General features: G+C 68.2%; 12 protein-coding genes and 5 pseudogenes. 9 read left to right on the top strand and 8 right to left on the bottom strand.

Features of this window, described 5'->3' with window-relative positions; genetic code table 11:
* Positions 1–443: 443 nt before the first annotated feature.
* From ACIQAC_RS34335 to ACIQAC_RS34315, 5 genes and pseudogenes are all read left to right on the top strand, one after another.
* Positions 444–1,370: an LLM class F420-dependent oxidoreductase gene (locus tag ACIQAC_RS34335; protein WP_402198175.1), complete on the top strand. Its 927-nt coding sequence runs from the start codon at positions 444–446 to the stop codon at positions 1,368–1,370.
* Between the two features lie 175 nt (positions 1,371–1,545).
* Entirely contained in the window at positions 1,546–1,941 is a 396-nt protein-coding gene (locus tag ACIQAC_RS34330) for a hypothetical protein (protein WP_402198173.1), read from the top strand.
* A gap of 27 nt (positions 1,942–1,968) precedes the next feature.
* Entirely contained in the window at positions 1,969–2,508 is a 540-nt protein-coding gene (locus ACIQAC_RS34325; protein WP_402198171.1) for an MEKHLA domain-containing protein, read from the top strand.
* Between the two features lie 31 nt (positions 2,509–2,539).
* Entirely contained in the window at positions 2,540–4,003 is a 1,464-nt protein-coding gene (locus ACIQAC_RS34320) for a ketol-acid reductoisomerase (protein ID WP_402198169.1), read from the top strand.
* Between the two features lie 89 nt (positions 4,004–4,092).
* A pseudogene (locus ACIQAC_RS34315) lies at positions 4,093–4,912 on the top strand (AI-2E family transporter); the annotation flags it as partial.
* 304 nt (positions 4,913–5,216) lie between these two features.
* Here the strand turns inward: ACIQAC_RS34315 and ACIQAC_RS34310 are convergent.
* The 3 genes from ACIQAC_RS34310 to ACIQAC_RS34300 are packed head-to-tail and all read right to left on the bottom strand — an operon-like array spanning position 5,217 to position 9,085.
* Positions 5,217–7,424 carry a xanthine dehydrogenase family protein molybdopterin-binding subunit gene (locus ACIQAC_RS34310; RefSeq protein WP_402198167.1) on the bottom strand — a complete coding sequence of 736 codons (2,208 nt, stop codon included), beginning with the start codon at positions 7,422–7,424 and terminating at the stop codon, positions 5,217–5,219.
* Positions 7,421–8,398 (bottom strand): FAD binding domain-containing protein, encoded by a 978-nt coding sequence (locus ACIQAC_RS34305; protein WP_402198166.1) that lies wholly within the window; start codon positions 8,396–8,398, stop codon positions 7,421–7,423. Before ACIQAC_RS34305 ends, ACIQAC_RS34310 begins: the two co-directional genes overlap by 4 nt.
* Before the next feature lie 12 nt (positions 8,399–8,410).
* The gene (locus ACIQAC_RS34300) at positions 8,411–9,085 is read right to left on the bottom strand and encodes a (2Fe-2S)-binding protein (protein ID WP_402198163.1); all 675 of its coding nucleotides are present in this window, start codon (positions 9,083–9,085) and stop codon (positions 8,411–8,413) included.
* 274 nt (positions 9,086–9,359) lie between these two features.
* Here ACIQAC_RS34300 and ACIQAC_RS34295 point away from each other — a divergent pair.
* Positions 9,360–10,185 (top strand): annotated as a pseudogene (locus tag ACIQAC_RS34295) (XdhC family protein); the annotation flags it as partial.
* 197 nt (positions 10,186–10,382) lie between these two features.
* Here ACIQAC_RS34295 and ACIQAC_RS34290 read toward each other — a convergent pair.
* Positions 10,383–11,036 carry a TetR/AcrR family transcriptional regulator gene (locus tag ACIQAC_RS34290; RefSeq protein WP_402198160.1) on the bottom strand — a complete coding sequence of 218 codons (654 nt, stop codon included), beginning with the start codon at positions 11,034–11,036 and terminating at the stop codon, positions 10,383–10,385.
* 519 nt (positions 11,037–11,555) lie between these two features.
* Positions 11,556–12,134, bottom strand: coding sequence for a TetR/AcrR family transcriptional regulator (locus ACIQAC_RS34285; protein ID WP_402198158.1), 579 nt, complete (start codon positions 12,132–12,134; stop codon positions 11,556–11,558).
* 88 nt (positions 12,135–12,222) lie between these two features.
* On the opposite strand from ACIQAC_RS34285, the gene ACIQAC_RS34280 reads away from it, so the two are divergent.
* Positions 12,223–13,191 carry an NADP-dependent oxidoreductase gene (locus tag ACIQAC_RS34280; RefSeq protein WP_402198156.1) on the top strand — a complete coding sequence of 323 codons (969 nt, stop codon included), beginning with the start codon at positions 12,223–12,225 and terminating at the stop codon, positions 13,189–13,191.
* Between the two features lie 625 nt (positions 13,192–13,816).
* On the opposite strand, the gene ACIQAC_RS34275 is transcribed toward ACIQAC_RS34280, so the two are convergent.
* The gene (locus tag ACIQAC_RS34275) at positions 13,817–14,758 is read right to left on the bottom strand and encodes a phosphotransferase family protein (protein WP_402198402.1); all 942 of its coding nucleotides are present in this window, start codon (positions 14,756–14,758) and stop codon (positions 13,817–13,819) included.
* Positions 14,759–14,876: 118 nt separating this feature from the next.
* On the opposite strand from ACIQAC_RS34275, the gene ACIQAC_RS34270 reads away from it, so the two are divergent.
* Together ACIQAC_RS34270 and ACIQAC_RS34265 are read left to right on the top strand one after the other, a co-directional pair.
* Complete coding sequence (locus tag ACIQAC_RS34270; protein ID WP_402198399.1) at positions 14,877–15,092, top strand: DUF6192 family protein; 216 nt, start codon at positions 14,877–14,879, stop codon at positions 15,090–15,092.
* A pseudogene (locus ACIQAC_RS34265) lies at positions 15,055–15,279 on the top strand (IS5/IS1182 family transposase); the annotation flags it as partial. The gene ACIQAC_RS34270 and the pseudogene ACIQAC_RS34265, both read left to right, overlap by 38 nt.
* A gap of 264 nt (positions 15,280–15,543) precedes the next feature.
* Here ACIQAC_RS34265 and ACIQAC_RS34260 read toward each other — a convergent pair.
* Together ACIQAC_RS34260 and ACIQAC_RS34255 are read right to left on the bottom strand one after the other, a co-directional pair.
* A pseudogene (locus ACIQAC_RS34260) lies at positions 15,544–16,370 on the bottom strand (aminoglycoside phosphotransferase family protein); the annotation flags it as partial.
* Positions 16,364–16,824 (bottom strand): annotated as a pseudogene (locus ACIQAC_RS34255) (transposase); the annotation flags it as partial. The pseudogenes ACIQAC_RS34260 and ACIQAC_RS34255, both read right to left, overlap by 7 nt.
* Positions 16,825–16,863: the final 39 nt, after the last annotated feature.

The raw sequence follows: 16,863 nt of genomic DNA, 5'->3' as shown, positions 1-16,863 counted from the left end.
TTGTGTCAGGACTACAGCCGTGACTCGCGATCTCATTTGATGCGGACGGCGTAGTGGCAGCGTTGGGCGCGGGTCTGGTGGGGGCGACGCCAGCGCGACTGGGCGACCACGATTGCGGGCGGTGGGGCGAGGCTGCCCATAGAAGCCGGTTGAGTAGGCGTCGAATCTCCTCGGCGCTCTAGCGGATCAGCTTTTCAACGGAACCCTGCGGGCCCCCTTTTCGGGTTCCTTGGCCGCGTCGGCCGGTGACTGGCCAAGGAAGTCGCGGACTACGAGAGAAATGCCCTGGTTTCCGTAGTGGACGCAAGCCTGTCCATACAGGAACAGCTGCGGCCCGCTCCAAAAATGCGATCGATTCGCAATGATCCGCGTCGACCCGCGGCGTTCAGCCTCCAGCCCGACCTTGAAGCCAGCATTAGCCAACAGGAAGGAAATCTCCGGGCATGCGCCTGAGGATATTCACCGAACCAGGGCAGGGCGCCAGCTATGTCGAGCAGCTCGCCATGGCGAGGGCGGCAGAAGAACTCGGATACAACGGTTTCTTCCGCTCCGACCACTATCTCAAGGTAGGGACGGTCGACGGTCTGCCTGGACCGACCGACGCCTGGGTGACGCTTGCGGGCCTAGCACGAGAGACGAGTCGCATACGCCTCGGCAGCCTTGTCTCCCCGGTAACATTCCGCCATCCCGGGCCGCTGGCCATCCAAGTCGCACAGGTCGACCAGATGTCGGGTGGCCGCATCGAACTCGGCATCGGCGCCGGCTGGTATGAGCGGGAGCATACCGCCTACGGAATTCCCTATCCGCAGCGCAGGTTCGGCCTCCTGGAAGAACAGCTCGAGATCATCACCGGACTGTGGCGCACGGAAGTCGGCGGATCTTACTCTTTCAAGGGCGATCACTACGAACTTGCCGACTGCCCGGCACTCCCCAAGCCTCTTCAGTGGCCAGGCCCGCCCATCATCATGGGAGGCTCCGGACAGCCACGATCGCAGCGCTTGGCGGTAAAGCACGCTAGCGAATACAACCTCGCCTACGGCTTCAACACGCTTAATGAACTCCGTGCGACTATGGGGCGGCTGCAGACGGCCAGCCAGGAAAGCGGCCGGGATCCGGCATCCATGAACTACAGCGTGACAAGGACTGTCTTCTGCGGCCGTAACGACAGCCAGACCGCACAGCGCGCGGCCATGATCGACACGATCCCCATACTCAGCGACACGGTGATCAGCGGCAGCCCCGCCCAGCTCGCCGACAGCATTGCGCAGTTCGGGGAAGTCGGGATACAGACGGTCTACCTCCGCATGCTCGACCTCCATGACCTTGACCATCTTGAGCTCATTGCAGCCGAGGTCATGCCACAGATATAGCTGGTACCCGAACCATCGGGCAGGTTGCGAAGAAGAAGTCCGACGGATGGTATTGTGCGTCGATATAATCGGTGAACGGTACTCAAATTCGCCATGGCTGCTGATTCGCCGGAACACGTCTCAACAACATGATTTACGTGCTTCCATGCACGCGTCCTCAATGAGAAAGCAACAGATGAACCAGAGCTTCGATCTGTCTTCTCTGCTTACCGAACTGATTTACGGAAGCGGAGCCGCCGAGCCAGTCGAACAAATCGTCGAACGGCTGCTCGCGCCACACTTCGCCCTGCGCAACAACGGGCAAGTGTACGACCGATCCGGATTTATCGCGCATGTAGGTGAGCTGCGCCAGATGGCGGTCGGCGGTGGCGATATACGAGTGCTGGAAGAAATCAGCACGGATGCCGGGATCGCCGGACGTTATTTGTTCCGGATGCTATCGGCGGAAGGGCAGAGCCTGAGCGTCGAAGCTCACGTATTCGCAAAAGTCAATGACGGCAAGGTCGAGCGCATCGTAGAAGTCGCACGCCAGGTTGAGAACACCGAAGAGGATTTCCTGGCCGATACGTAGTTCTCCCCACCACCATAGGAAATTCACGTGCCGATAGTGCTGTCAGTGCCATCGCCGCTCAATCACGCGTTCGTCTCGCTGCTGTGCGACAGCTACGAGCGGCTGCTTGGTAAGCGGCTGACGGCGGGGACGCCGGCCGGCCAGGACGTTGCGCACTGGCTCTACCACGAGGCGCCGTTCGGGGTCCTCGCCCAGGACGTATCTGACGACCCGGCGTTTGTCTACGCCAACACCGCTGCGCAGACGCGCTTCGCCTACTCATGGGCGGAGTTCTGCGGCATGCCGTCGCGACTATCGGCGCCGTCCGCCGACCGGGAGGCGCGGCAGTCCCTTTTGGCCGGCGTCACGCGCGACGGCCACGTCCAGGGATACCGGGGGCTGCGAGTGTCCGGTTCGGGACAACTTTTCTGGATTGAGGACGTCACGATCTGGAACCTCGCCGGGGAGGACGGCGTGGTGCGAGGGCAGGCCGCAGTCATCCCCTCCTGGTCCGACGCGTGCCCCGGGCGGGCCACCGCGGATCGCAGCTCCGGGCCGCCCAGCCTCAGCACCAGCCACCCAGCATGAGAATGGAAGCAGATCTGTGACCGTAGAATCTTTGGATTTTGACACCGCCGTGTTCGACAAGGAGTACGTGACGCTCGGGGATCGCCGGGAGGCGATCGTGCGCGGGGGTCGGCATTTGTTCGACCGGCTCCCGGCGGCTTTCGAGGGGGTGCGGCAGCTCGGTGTCATCGGCTGGAGATCCCAGGGGCCGGCCCAGGCCCAGAACCTGCGGGACTCTCTGGGAGGCGCCGTGAAGGTGGTCGTCGGGCTGCGAAGCGGGTCCGGCTCGTTCGAGCCCGCCCGTACTGCGGGGTTCAGCGAGCAAGACGGCACCCTGGGCGAGATGTTCGAGGTCATCGCGGCTTCCGACATGGTGCTGCTGCTCATATCCGACGCTGCGCAGGCCGAGCACTACCGCGAGATCTTCGCCGCATTGCGCCCGGGCACCACACTGGGCCTGTCCCACGGCTTCCTGCTCGGCCACCTCACGGACGTCGGCGAGACGTTCCCGGCTGACGTCGACGTCATCGCTGTGTGCCCGAAGGGCATGGGCCCGTCGGTGCGGGCCTTGTACGTCCAGGGCGCCAGCGTCAACGGCGCCGGCATCAACGCCAGTTTCGCCGTCGAGCAGGACGTCACCGGGCGCGCCGTCGATCGCGCCCTCGGCTGGTCCGTGGCGCTCGGCGCCCCGTACACGTTCCAGACCACGCTGAAGTCGGAGTACCTGTCGGACCTGTCCGGCGAGCGCGCCATGCTCCTCGCCGGCGTGCACGGCATCGTGGAAAGCCTCTACCGCCGCTACCGTGACCACGGCATGAGCGACAAGGACGCCTTCCGCCACTCCGTGGAATCCGTCACCGGACCCATCTCCCGGATCATCTCCAAGGACGGCCTTGTCGGCCTCTACCAGAGCCTCGATGACGAGGCCCAGGGCATCTTCGCCGACGCCTACTCCGCGGTCTACCCCGTGGGCCTGGAACTCACCGCCGAGATCTACGACGAGGTCGCCTCCGGCAACGAGATCCGCAGCGTCATCTTGGCTGGCAAGCGCTTCGGCCGCTTCCCGATGGGCCGCATAGATCAGGCCGACATGTGGCAGGTCGGCCAGCGCGTTCGCGCCGAGCGCGCCACCGACGGCGAGGCTCCGCTCGACCCGTTCACCGCGGGAGTGTTCTGCGGCATCATGATGGCGCAAGCCGACGTGCTGCTGGAGCAGGGCCACCCCTACTCCGAGATCGCCAACGAGTCGGTCATCGAAGCAGTCGACTCGCTCAACCCCTACATGCACGCCCGCGGCGTGGCCTACATGGTGGACAACTGCTCCACCACCGCCCGCCTCGGAGCCCGCAAATGGGCACCGCGCTTCGACTACCTGCTCACACAGCGGTCCTACCCCGCCGTGGACGACAAAGTCGTCGTCCCGGCCCCGTTCGCAGCCTTCCAAGACCACGTCATCCACGACGTGCTGAAGGTCTGCTCCCAGATGCGCCCCTCGGTCGACATCTTCGTCGAATAGTGACCTCCGCGCCCGTCCGAACACAGGCGGTCGGCATCTTCCTCGACAACGTCTAGAGCTCCTTAATGGCTGGGGTTACGTCGGGTCGTGACGGTTGCCGTGAGTCGCGCAATGCCGGACAGGAGCGGGCCTCGGGCCCGCTCCTGAACATCGGCGACGACCAGATCACCTCCGCCTTGGACACCGCGACCGACCGTCTCCAGAACAGCGCCAGGAGCATGCTCACTACCCTCGCCACCGGCGTGGGCACCATGGTCAACGGCGTGGTGACGGCCCTCCTCCCCCCTCCTCCTGATGTTCTTCTTCCTCAAGGGCGGGCCGCGTTTCCTACCCTGGCTCGCCCGCCAGCCGCCTAGGCGCCTTGCGGCCGAAGTCCCGGCCGTGGCCGAGCGCGGCTGGGACACCCTCGAGGCCTTCGTACGCTCCCCAGGCGGCGGTCGGTCTGCTGGACGCCATCCTCATCGGCGTCGGACTCTGGTTCCTGGACGTCCCACTGGTTCTCCCGCTGGCCGCGCACACCTTCGTGTGCGCGTTCGTGCCACTCGTCGGCGCCCTGTTCGCAGACTTCGTTGCCGTGTTCATCGCCCTGGTTCGAACGGGCTGACGGACGCTCTGATCGTGCTGGCCGTCATCGTCGTGGTCCAGTAGCTGGAGGGCAACGTCTTCCAGCCCATGATCCAGAGCCGGGGACTCTGCCTGCAGGCGGCGGTCGTTCTGCCGGCGGTGACCCTGGGCGGCAACCTGGCGGGCATCGTCAGCCTGCTCGCGGTCCCGGCCGCCCTATTGATCGCGGTGGTCTGGAACCACGTGCGCGAGGAGTTCTCCGAGCCCCTGCGGGATCCGGAGGACATCCCGGGTCCCGGCCACGGGACCGACCCGGAGCCCGCGGCCGCTCCGCTGGCCACTTGATGGGCCTCCGCCTCCCGGTCTGCGGGCGGACGGCCCGATGGGAGAGGGGGCAGGCCCCAGGCGCAACCATGTTCCTGGGGCCCGTCTGCTTGCTGCGCCCTGTGCCCGCCCGCCCTGGACGTGTGACGTGAGGTGACTGGGCTGCACGGTCGGCTGGGGGTGCTGCCAAGCAGGTGCGAACCGGCCACCGGCAGCTCGTCGGAACACGGACCCCAGCTACCCAGCCACCTGCTCACCCTGACCTCGGTGGTCGGGTGATCCGGAATGGCCGGCCCGGCCCTGGACCGCCCCGGTACCGGTCGGGTCAGAGCAGGGACTCGACGGTGATCGGGAGGTCTCGTACGCGGCGGCCGGTGGCGTGGTGCACCGCATTGGCTATGGCGGGCGCCACGCCGACGATGGTGACCTCGCCCAGTCCCTTGGCTCCGAGGGGGTCCGCCTCGTCATCCGAGCCGTCGATGTACACGGCGTCGACGTCGGGCACGTCGGCGTTGACCGGCACGAGGTAGTCGGCCATGTTGGCGTTCACCAGGCGGCCGTCGCGGTGATCGGTGACGGTGTGTTCGAGTAGGGCCATGCCGACGCCGCCGACCATGCCGCCGATGGCCTGGCTATGGGCGAGTTTGGGGCTGATGATGCGCCCCGCGTCGAAGCAGCCGAGGAGTCTGCGCACCCGTACCAGACCGAGGCTCGCGTCGACGGCGACCTCGGCGAAGACGGCGCCGTAGGCGTAGGTCGAGTAGCGGCTGACCTCGTCGCCGGGGGTGTACGACCCCGTCGCGGTGAGCTTGTTCCCGCCGTGGCGGTGCAACAGTTCCCGGTAGGTCTCGCTGCGGTCGGGTCGTCCGCCGAGGAAGAGGCGGCCGTTGTGTGCGCGGATTTTTGCGGGATCCGCGCCGTGCAGCGGCGACCCGGGGTCGCCGACGGCGAGGGCGATGGCGGACTGCCGCAGGGTGTTGCAGGCGTCCTGCACCGCGGAGCCCACGCTCGCCATTGTCTGGGAGCCGCCGTGCGAGGGCGAGAGGGGCAGCGTCGAGTCGCCAAGGCGGAACTGGATCTGGCCGATAGTGACACCGAGTGCGTCGGAGGCGACCTGGGACATGGCGGTGTACGTCCCCGGCCCCATGTCGCTGGTCGCGCTGGACACGATGACCGAGCCGTCGGCGTCCATCCGGGCCGTGGTCTCGGCGCGGCTGCGGAGCGTGTGGTAGCAGGCCGTGGCCACGCCCGTGCCCAGGAGCCAGTGCCCGTCGCGCAGGGAGCGGACGCGCGGATCGCGCCGCTCCCAACCGAACCGCTCAGCCCCGACGCGGTAACACTCGCGCAGACGGCGGGTCGAGAACGGGCGGCCGGTGGACTCGTCGTGCGCGGGCTCGTTGCGCATCCGCAGCTCGATGGGGTCGATTCCCAGTTCGTACGCGAGTTCGTCCAAGGCGGACTCGATCGCGAACGCTGCGGTGGCGCGTCCCGGGCCGCGCGAGAACGTGGGGGTGTGGACATCCAGTGGGGTCAGCCGGTACCTGGCCCGCACGTTCGGCATCGAGTACAGGAAGCGGGAGAGTTCGAGGACAGCGTCCTCGTGCTGCTCATAGCGGGAGGTTTCCGCGCGGGCCTCGTGGATCAGGGCTGTGATACGGCCGGTGCGGTCGCCGGCCAGCGCGACGCGCTGGTCAACGGCTGCCCGGTAGCCGGTGCCCGAGTACATCTGCTTGCGGGTGAGTACCAGCTTGACGGGGCGTCCGGCGCGGCGGGCGGCCAGGGCGGCGAGCGTCACGTGCGGCCAGGCACGCAGGGCGCTGCCGAAAGCGCCGCCGACGAAGGGGGAGATCACCCGCACGGCGTCCGGTGTGAGCCCGAAGACGGAGGCGATCTGCGAGGCCGTCGACTGGACCCACTGGGCCTTGTCCCACAGAGTGAGCTTCTCGCCCTCCCACTGGGCGATGGTCGCGTGCAGCTCCATGGGGTTGTGGTTCTCGCGCGCCACGCGGTAGCGCTCGTCGATCACGGTGTGCGCGGTTTCCAGGGCGGCGTCGGCGTCGCCGCGGGCGTAGTCGCCCTGGGTCCCGGACGGCACCAGCGGAGTGGCAGTGGACGTCTCCAGGTCGGTCGACGGGGTCCCGGCGTCGTAGGACACCGTGACGAGGTCGGCCGCGTGCTGGGCGGCCTCCAGCGTCTCGGCGACGACGACGGCTACCGGCTGCCCGAAGAAGCGGACCCGGTCGTCCTGGAGGACGTGCAGACGCTCGCCGACCGGGGGGTCGATGGAGGTGCGGAAGTCGCGGTACGGCAGCCGTGGCGCGTTGAGATGGCTGACGACGTCGATCACCCCGCGGTGGGCCCGGGCGGCGCGGTCGTCGATACCGGTGATGGTGCCGAGCCCGACCGTGCTGGTGACGATGACGGCGTGCGCGAGCTGCGGCGGCGCGAACTCAGCTGCGTAGGTGGCGGCCCCGGTGACCTTGGCACGGCCGTCGACGCGCGACAGGGAGGCACCGACGGATGTCCCGCTCACTTTGCTCCTCCCACGGTGGCGAGCTGGCGGGCAACGGTGCGCTCCAGCAGTTCGGTCTTGAAGCCGTTGTCCCGCAAGGGGGCGGCACCTTCGGACGCGGCGGCGGCGGCCTCCTCCCAGAGCCGCTGCGAAGGCCGGGCCCCCACCAGTCGGCGTTCGACCGCGGGCAGGCGCCAGGGCACGGTCGCGACACCGCCGACCGCGACACGGGCGGACAGGATCACACCCCCGTCGATGTGGAGCCCCACGGCGGCGGACGCGATGGCGAACTCGTAGGACTCGCGGTCGCGCACCTTGAGATACCCCGAGGTCGCGCTGTGCGGAGCGAGGGGAACGTCCACGGCGGTAATGAGCTCCCCGGGGCGCAGTGCATGCTCACGGTGCGGGCTGGTCCCCGGGCGGAGGAAGAACTCCCCTATGCCAAGGGACCGTTCGCTGTCGCGTCCGCGCAGGTGCACGACTGCGTCCAGGGCCGTGAGGGCAACGGCGAGGTCGGACGGATGCGTCGCCACACAGTGTGAGGAGACGCCGAGGATGGCATGGGTGCGGTTGTAGCCCTCCAGCGCGGCACAGCCGCTGCCGGGCTCCCGTTTGTTGCAGGCAGTGGTGACGTCGCGGAAGTACGGGCACCGTGTCCGCTGCATGAGGTTGCCGCCGATGGAGGCGGAGTTGCGCAGCTGGGCGGAGGCGCTCAGTTCCAGGGCTTGCGTGATCGCGGGGAGATGCCGGCGGACCACCGGGTTCGCCGCCGTTTCGCTCATTCGGGCAAGCGCGCCGATGCGCAGACCGGCCGGGGTCCTGGTGATTCCCCGCAGCGGCAGGCGGTTGATGTCCACGACGCTGCCGGGGCGCTCGACGGTCTGCCGCATGAGGTCGACCATCGTGGTGCCACCCGCGAGGTACCGGCTGCCGCGCGCGCCTGCCGCCAGGGCCTCGTCGACGGTCCGCGCCCGCGTGAAGGTGAAGGGATGCATGGTGAGCAGCACCTACTTTCCGTGCGCCGCGTCCTGGACGGCGGCGACGATGTTGACGTAGCAGCCACAGCGGCAGATGTTGCCGCTCATCCACTCGCGGATCTCCTCGGGGGTCCCGGTGTGGCCTTCACGGATGCACCCGATCCCGGACATGATCTGGCCCGGTGTGCAGTAGCCGCACTGGAACGCGTCCCGCTCCACGAACGCCTTCTGCAACGGGTGTAGTTGCTCGCCGTCGGCCACGCCCTCGATGGTCGTGACCTTGGCCGACTCGCACTGCACGGCGAGGGTGAGACAGGCGTTGACCCGCAGGTCGTCCACGAGGACCGTGCAGGCGCCGCAGGCCCCCTGGTCGCAACCCTTCTTGGTGCCTGGAAGGCCGAGTCTCTCCCGCAGCAGGTCGAGCAGGGAGGTGCGGTTGTCGACCCTGAGCCTGCGGAGTTCGCCGTTGACCGTCAGTGCCAGGTCGGTTGCCGTCCCGGCGGCGCCCGCCCGCTCCGCCCCGGCGGCCGGCGCGGCCGTGATACCTCCGGCGGCCACAACCCCGCCGGCCAGGGCGGCCGTCGAGACGAAGGTCCGGCGTCCGAACTCCGTCGTGCCGGTGAGCCTCGTCCGGCTGTCCTGCGGATTGCCGTCTTGCCCTTCGGGATCGCCGGGCTGCTGATCTGTCGAGCGGTCGACGGGCACGCGCCCTCCCCTTGCGAGTAGATGCTAAATGAACTGTACGTTCAGTTCATATCCAGGGTCAACCACGGGCGACCCGGCCACCGCCCGTCAACACCCCGCGACAACACGGCGGCTCGCACCGCGACGGCCGAACACGATGCAGCGCGCCCGACGCCCACAGCCCGCCGCCCGAACCGAACCGCCTTGTCCGCGCACTGGGCACGCCGCGCCCTTCAGCACCCGCCCGGCGCCCGCAAAGCCCCCGCCCCCCCCATCTATGAAGGAGGACCGCACCATGCTCGACATCGCCGAGGAGCTGAACCGCTGGACGGACAGGGACGGGACTACGCCGTCGCCACCGTGACCGCCGTCAGCGGCAGTGCACCCAGGCAGCCCGGAGCCGCTCTCGCAGTGGAACGCGATCGGTTCGGTCTCCGGCGGCTGCGTGGAAGCCGCGGTCTGCGAACTGTGCCGGCAGACGCTGGAGGACGGCACGGCGGTGACCGAGCGCCTCGGCTACAGCGACGAGGACACCTTCGCGGTCGGCCTGACCTGCGGGGGAGGGGGGCATCTTCGTCACCCCGATGCGGGCCGGCGATCCCGTCCGCACCGTTGCCGCCTCCGCGCTCAGAACCGCCGCGCGAGGCGGGTCGCGGTGGCACGGATCAGCTCCGGCTCCGCGGAACTGACGGGCCGTGCGCTGCTCGTCCGCCCCGACAGCGGCTACGAGGCCGGCTTCGCTGCACACCCCGACCCGGATCACGCGGTCGCCGGCGAGGCGCTGGCCCACCTGGAAGCGGGACGCACAAGCACACTGGAGATCGGCGAGACGGAATTCTCCTGCGGATCCGCGGTCACGGTGCTGATCGAGTCGTCCGTTCCCTCACCCCGGATGATCGTCTTCGGCGCATCGACTTCACCGCCGCTCTCGTGCGAGTCGGCTAGCTCCTCGGCCACCACGTGACGGTGTGTGACGCGCGCCCGGTCTTCGCCACACGCGAACGCTGCCCGGAGCAGACGTGATTGTGGCCGACTGGCCCCACCGCTATCTGGAACGCACCGAGGTCGACGCCCGGACCGTGGTGTGCGTCCTCACCCACGACGCCAAGTTCGACATCCCGGATCGTCGCGGCGCGGTGGGGGCGGAGCTCCGCTCACCGGTGGTCGGACCCCGATCCGCTACAACGAGCGCGGCAACGTGGCCGAGAGGCCCCTACCGGCAAGGCCACGCCCCTGAACCGGACGCCCGCTCGGCGCGCGGCCCCGGCGACAGCTGTCCGCGCAAGGCGGAGAACCGCCCTAGGGCAGGCAGACGCTGTCAGGCATCCGGAACATCTGAGCCGCGTTGGAGCAACCCGGCGAGTGCACTCCGGGCGAGCGCGCGGGCATGATCCTCGCTCAGCGCGCAGTGCCCGGTCAGCCGCCGGAAGACGAGGGGCCCGAAGAGCATGTCGATGACGTCGTCCACCTCGATACCCGGGTCGACCTCGCCCCGGTCCAGCGCGCGTTGCCACAACACCCCGACAGCCTCGCGGCGGCCCGTCAGGAAGTACTCGCGGAAGTAGGGCGCGGCCGCGACATCGTCCACACAGGCCGCGAGCAGTTGGGCGAAGACCCGGCCGCGTTCGCTGTCGTAGAACGCGCTGACCCTTACCACCTGCTCGGTCAGATCACCGACCACGGAACCGGTGTCGGGGAGGGGCAGCGCCTCGGCCATCATCCTCCCGAACGCCTTGGCCGCCACCGCCGTACGCGAGGGCCAGTGCTTGTAGATAGTCGCCTTGCTCACCCCCGAACGGGCAGCGATCGCGTCCACGGTCGCGGCGGGCAGTCCGCCTTCCAGCAGCAGTTCCTCCGTAGCGGCGAGCACGGCCTCGTGAATACGCCGACTGCGTGGCCCCACCGGATGGGCAAGGATGCCCCCGCCCGCGATCGCGCTCCGCTCGGGGTCCTGGGCCTTACGCGGTGACACTTCGCCCTCCTAGCCGGCTCCGTCGCAGGGTGCCGTCCCCGGGTGGCACGACACCGCTCCCGCACACGAAACGGAACGCCCACTGAAATGAACGTCCAGTTTATTCCCGCCTCCGCCCCCGAGCAACGCCCCGCCCTCACCACACCTCCTCGCCCGGGCTCCGACCTACCGCAGTCCGGGCAGGCAACACCTGCACCGGTCGGCGCGGCCATGCGCGAGCCCGCACAGCTGGGGCTTGGGATGAATTTCCGTCCGCTGCCCCGGCAGCCTGTTGAGCCAGGCTCCGGATCCCGCCCGCACCGGGAGCCCTCCCTGTCTGCGCTGTCTGCGGCTCACGGCGTCAGCCCGTGAGCCGCTTGCGCCGTGATGCGGCGATCTGCCCTGCTACTGGCAAGTGCGGCTCTTGAGACTTGCGGAATACTCAAGCGTCGAGGGGTGGGCCGACAGAGGTCGGCAAGACGGAGCCCCCGTACGCCCCGTACAGCTCGGTCTTGGCAGTCGCCTTCGTTCGGGCGGTCCTCACGAGTGCTTCTGAGGGCGAAGGCCATCGAGGAGGATGTCCAAGAGTCGATCGGCTGTGACCGCTTGGCCAGACTCGTGCGCGACGGTGAAGATCCCGATCAGGCTGGCTGCGACCTCTTCGGCGGTGACATCGGGGCGGAGGTCTCCGACTGCGCGGCCTGCGTCGAGGATCGTCGATATAGCGTTCAGGAGCTCGTCCCTGGTTTGGGCGTGGCCGACCGCGCCGGACTCGATCAGGGTCAGCAGGGTGCCGAGCATGCCGTTCTTTGTCGCGATCCAGTTGCCGAAGAGGTCCATCCAGCGTCGCAGCGCAACGGCTGGGGCCTCGTTGGCGAGCAAGTCCTGGGCGCTGTGCGTGAGGCGGACGACTTGGTCGCGGTAGACGGCCTCCACGAGGGACGCGCGCGTGGGGAAGTGTCGGTAGAGCGTCGCGATACCGACGCCAGCCTCGCGGGCGATAGCGCGCATGGACGTCTCGGCGTCGGGCGAGGCGAGCACGCGTGTCGCGACCTCCAGTAGCTGATCGCGGTTGCGGGCGGCGTCGGCCCGTGTCGTCCGTGGCTTCGAACTCGTCAAGCGGATCGCGCTCCGTTTATGCTCGATTTCATAAGCGGAGCATATTCCGTTTGGGATGGCTCTACGAACACGAGGAAACGAGTAAGACATGCAGCAACACGGCGACGCACTCCGAGACGGCGCGAGCAGGGCTGTCCTGCTCGACTCGTTCGGCGGCCCGGAGGTCCTGGCCCTCAAGGACGTGCCTGAACCCTTGGCGGGCGACGGGCAGATCCGCGTCCGCGTGTCAGCAGCCGGGCTGAACCCGATGGACTGGTTCATGACCGCCGACGCCGAGACCGCGGCACGGTTCGGTCTGAGCCTGCCCTGCGGGTTCGGGACCGACTACGCCGGAGTGGTGGACCAGGTCGGTGCCGGAGTGAGTGGCTACGCGGACGGTGACCGCGTGTTCGGGGCGGCCCTGTCCCGGGCGGTAGCCGATTACGTCGTCCTTGACGCGGACGGGAACATCGCCAGGGGCATCGCACATCACACCCCGGAGGGTGTCGACGACCGCACCGCCGCCACACTTGCGATCGCGGGCAGCACCGCGTCCGCTGCTCTCGACGCCCTTGACCTCGGTCCCGGTGACACGGTGCTGATCGGCGGCGCGGGCGGCGGGGTCGGCGTGTTCGCAGTCCAGCTGGCACGGATCGCAGGCGCGCGCGTCATCGGGACCGGCTCGCCGTCGTCAGCGGAGTATCTGCGAAGCCTCGGCGCCCAACCGGTCGCGTACGGCGAGGGCCTGGTCGGCAGGGTCCGCGACCTTGCGGCGGGCACCATCACCGCAGCCCTGGACCTGCACGGCACGGACACAGTGCATGTTGCGCGCGAGTTGGAAGTCCCGGATGACCGCATCTGCACTATCGCGGGGCAGGTCGACGGCGTTCCCGCTGCCAACGGCGCCAACGCCGCGCCCGACGCCCTTGAGAACATCGCACACCTTGTCGCGGCAGGCCGCCTGCGCGTACCCCTCGCAGCGACCTACCCCGTCGAGGACATCCGCGTGGCTGTCGAACTCCAGGCAGCCCGCCACGTCCGCGGCAAGGTCGTCATCGACCTCTCGCCCCAGCCCTGACAGCGCCTGCCGGACTCAGGAGCGGCCGGCGCGGCACGCAGCCGCCGCCTGAGATCCGGTCCCTGTGACCGGGGCGCCCAGCAGCGCAGGGAACCGACGAATTGGTCGACTGCAGGGAAATGATGTGATCGTTAGCGTTCCCTGCGTGCTATGGCTGCCGCGTAGCCGGGCCTTGTGTTGCCGGCGTCGTGGGACCAGGCCACCGCGCAGGTGATAGAGATGCCCACTACGTCGCTCAACATCGACGTCGGGATCTGAGCTGCAAGATTGAGTAGGACTGTGTTGCGGCTGGCACGAGCGCGGATGCCGAGCCTGTTGAGCTGTACTGTCAGGTGGCTTGTGGTCGTGGCTTGTCCGGCGCGGCCGCCTGCCTCTGGCTCACCCTGCGCATCGTCTCCCGACCCAAAGGCACCAAGAGGTTTGTCGTCCTGCCCCGCTACTGGAAAGTTGAGCGCACGATCGGCTGATGCATGAACGCGCGCAACGCACGCGAGTACGAACGACTGCCCCAGCACTCCGAAGCCCACCTGAACTGGGCGCTCATCACCATGATGACCCGAGGCCTCACCCGGAAGAGTCCCCGCCTCGGCTGGGCGAAACAACCCGGTATTCCCGCCGATGACTCCTAACACCCTGAGACCAGCGCAAGCGCCTGGTTCAAGTGGTGCTCGGCAATTCCCTGCATGAACGCGCGGTCGGGGAAGTCTCCGTCGAGCAGGCGAAGCGGCCCTGCCGTCAGGGACAGATGCTGGGTGAGCCTATAGAGGGCCAGCCGGCCCTCGTCGAGGTCCTCCACTGCCAACCGCCGGTATTGGTCCTCGGCATGGCGGAGCCGCAGGAACACGTGCTCCCACTCGACGTCGAAGTACAGCAGCTCCTCGAAATCGATGACGACCGGGTTACCGTCCCTGTCCACCAGCACGTGATCCAGCCCCAGCTCGCCATGGACAACCGAGTACTCCGCACGCGGCCGCACCGCCGCGGCGAGTTCACGCAGCCGCTCCTCCAGCCTGCCCTGAGCGTCCGCGATCCTCCGGTCATGAGCCGCTGCCTCGGCGAGGCAGCGCAGCGCGAACTCAAGCGCTGCCTCCTCACACGACGCCGCCCGGGACCCTCCCCCTTTGTCGATCTGCGCTACGTTGCCGAACGACGGCGCTCGATGGCGTCGCATCGCCACCAGGGCATCGGCGAGGCGGGCCATCGTCGGCTCTGCCGCGCGCGGGTCGCGATTGAACAGGTCCATCAGGTCCTCGCCGGGGAAGTCCTTCACGATCGCCAAGTCGGCCGGATAGTGAGTGCGGTCCCGGTCGACCAAGTGGACCTCGGGGACCCGCAAGCCGAGCGAGGCCAGGCGCGCGTGGCTGGCCTCGAACAAGTCAAGCCCGACATCGGGCGAGAACGGGTCGGTGAGATCGTCATCGTCCTTAGTCACCGGCCAGTAGGTCTCCGACTTTTCCCACAGGTAGGCGACTGCCGTCGTGGCATCGTTCATCGTGAGGCGGTACACGCCCTTCGTGGTGCCGCCGGTGAGCCGCTCGACTGCCTCCAGCTTCCGACCGCCACCCAGTGCGGCCCTGGCCGCCCCCGCCTATTGGTCCCGCATCACTTCCCGAGGTGCCACGTCCAGACCCACCTTTTCAGCTCGGCAACCGGGGAACCCTACGCGAGCCACTACTCAAGCCTGAATCCTCTTTTGCGGAGCCTCGGTCCTCTGCCCACCTGCAAGACACCTACTACTCAGCGCGATCCACACGCTCGCGAAAGACGAGGAGGTCGTAGCGACGGTGGCCGGGGACCTGCTGCGCCGGCCGGCCGTGGTCGCGCAGATGAAGCCCGCCGACAAGGTGACGGCGGTGGAGGAGCGTGACCTGGGCGAAGACCCGCCTGAACCTGACGCTTAAGACCATCAGCCGTCCGAAGGACCCCACCGGGTTCGTCATCCTGCCCCGCCGCTGGGTAGTCGAGGGATCGCTCGCGTGGATCATGCATGCCCGTCGTCACGCCCGGGATTACGAACGGCTCATCCTGCACTCGGAATCTCTGATCACCTGGGCGGCGATCACGCTGATGACCAGGCGGATCACTCGCCGGAGCACACAGCCGGCCTCCCGCGAGGCCAACCGGGACTGATCGTTCTCAAGTTCACCCTCGGCAACTCCGCCGGACCGGCCCGTGCTCCCGGCGGGAGAACCCTTCCCACGAGATAGGTCAGCTGGTCAGGATCCGTGACACCGATTCCCTGACCTCCGGCTTGCACACTGCGGCAGCAGGCCAGAACACGATGCCTGTGGAGGACAGTGAGGTCGATTCATCTTCGCGAGCAGAGCTTGTGAGCGATGCTCCGTGGCTACATCACGCTGCCAGAACGCGATCGAGCGCTGCCCGGCCTGGGGCCCCCAGGTCGGCTTGCTGCCCGGAAGGCCCCGATCTCCGGCCTGGCCCATAAGGATGAGGAAGAGGCTCTTCATGACGGCCAGCTCTCGGGCGCGCTGGATCGTCGCCTCGTCCGCATGCGCGTACACGTCGAAGAAACGAGAGGTGGCGCCCGAAGGAAGGAGCACCCATGCGGCCGCGAGGTCCCACGCCGGGTCGCCGGCGGACATGGCATCGAAATCGGTCACGCCCGACAGCGTTCCGTCCGAGACGACGACATTCGCGGGGTGGAGGTCACCGTGCAGCCATACCGGCGGGCCCTCCCACTCGGGGGCCGCAACGGCGTTGTCCCAGACGGCCCGGACGTCGGCGGCAATGCCGCCGGGGGCAATGCCTTGCAAGAACTTCTCGAAGCCGTCCGTGCACTTCTTGGGGTGAGCGCCGCGGTCCGACATGGTGGGCGCCTCGGCGGGTTCTTCCACATGGAGCGCCCTGAGGAAGAAACCCGCCAGGATGTCGGCCGCGTGGTCGCCGCGGCTGATGGAGCTGTAGTCCAGCGGCTCGCCGTGAACCCACGTCATCACAGTCCAGTGCTTGGGGAAGCGCGCAGACGGTTCACCGATCCGCACCGGGGTCGGCACCGGGAGCGGCAGGTGTGGGGCCAAGACAGGCAGCCATCAGCGCTCCTTGAGCTGGAGCTCCGGGGTGGGAGCCATGCGCTGCATGCGTACGGCCAACTCGTCCCCGAGCCGCCACATCTGGTTGCCCCAGCCTCCCGCCGCCTCGCGGATGGCCAGCCCTGGGTGACGTCGTTGCGGTTGCCGCCGGTGAGGATGACCGCGAGCGGGGTGCCGTGCCCGGCGGTGATCAGGTGATGCTTCGCGCCGGGCCGGCCCCGGTCGATTGGCGAGGGGCCCGCGTGGAGCCCCCTTTTAAGGCCCTCACATGGGAGGAGTCGACGACGTAGCGGGACCGGTCCAGCCGGGACGCGGCGTTGAGCTCTGCGAGCAGGACCTCATGCAGCCGCTGCCAGACACACACCTCGTTCCAGTTCCGCAGCCGACGCCAGCAAGTCATGCCCAAGCCGAAGCCGAGCTCTTTGGGAATGTGCTCCCGCTGGACGTCTGTGTGTAGGACGTCCAGGATCCCGCACAGCACCTGGTGGTCGGGGACCGGCAGACGACCGGGGTAGCGGAACCGGCGTTCCCTCTCCGGCAGCAGCGGCTCGATCCGCTTCCACAAGTCGTCCGGCACGACCACGGCGAAGTCCCCATGGCCCGGACAACGCCCAACTCGTCC

The organism is Streptomyces sp. NPDC088387 (genome assembly GCF_044753385.1).
Classification (GTDB): domain Bacteria; phylum Actinomycetota; class Actinomycetes; order Streptomycetales; family Streptomycetaceae; genus Streptomyces.
Note: the sequence above shows the minus strand (reverse complement) of the source record. Positions and strands in the feature narration are given on the sequence as shown.

Bases quoted from the DNA above. Each gene is read 5' to 3' on its own strand.
- ACIQAC_RS34280 (WP_402198156.1), top strand. From the start codon at position 12,223: ATGCAGCAACACGGCGACGCACTCCGAGACGGCGCGAGCAGGGCTGTC.
- ACIQAC_RS34330 (WP_402198173.1), top strand. From the start codon at position 1,546: ATGAACCAGAGCTTCGATCTGTCTTCTCTGCTTACCGAACTGATTTAC.
- ACIQAC_RS34305 (WP_402198166.1), bottom strand. From the start codon at position 8,398: ATGCATCCCTTCACCTTCACGCGGGCGCGGACCGTCGACGAGGCCCTG.
- ACIQAC_RS34335 (WP_402198175.1), top strand. From the start codon at position 444: ATGCGCCTGAGGATATTCACCGAACCAGGGCAGGGCGCCAGCTATGTC.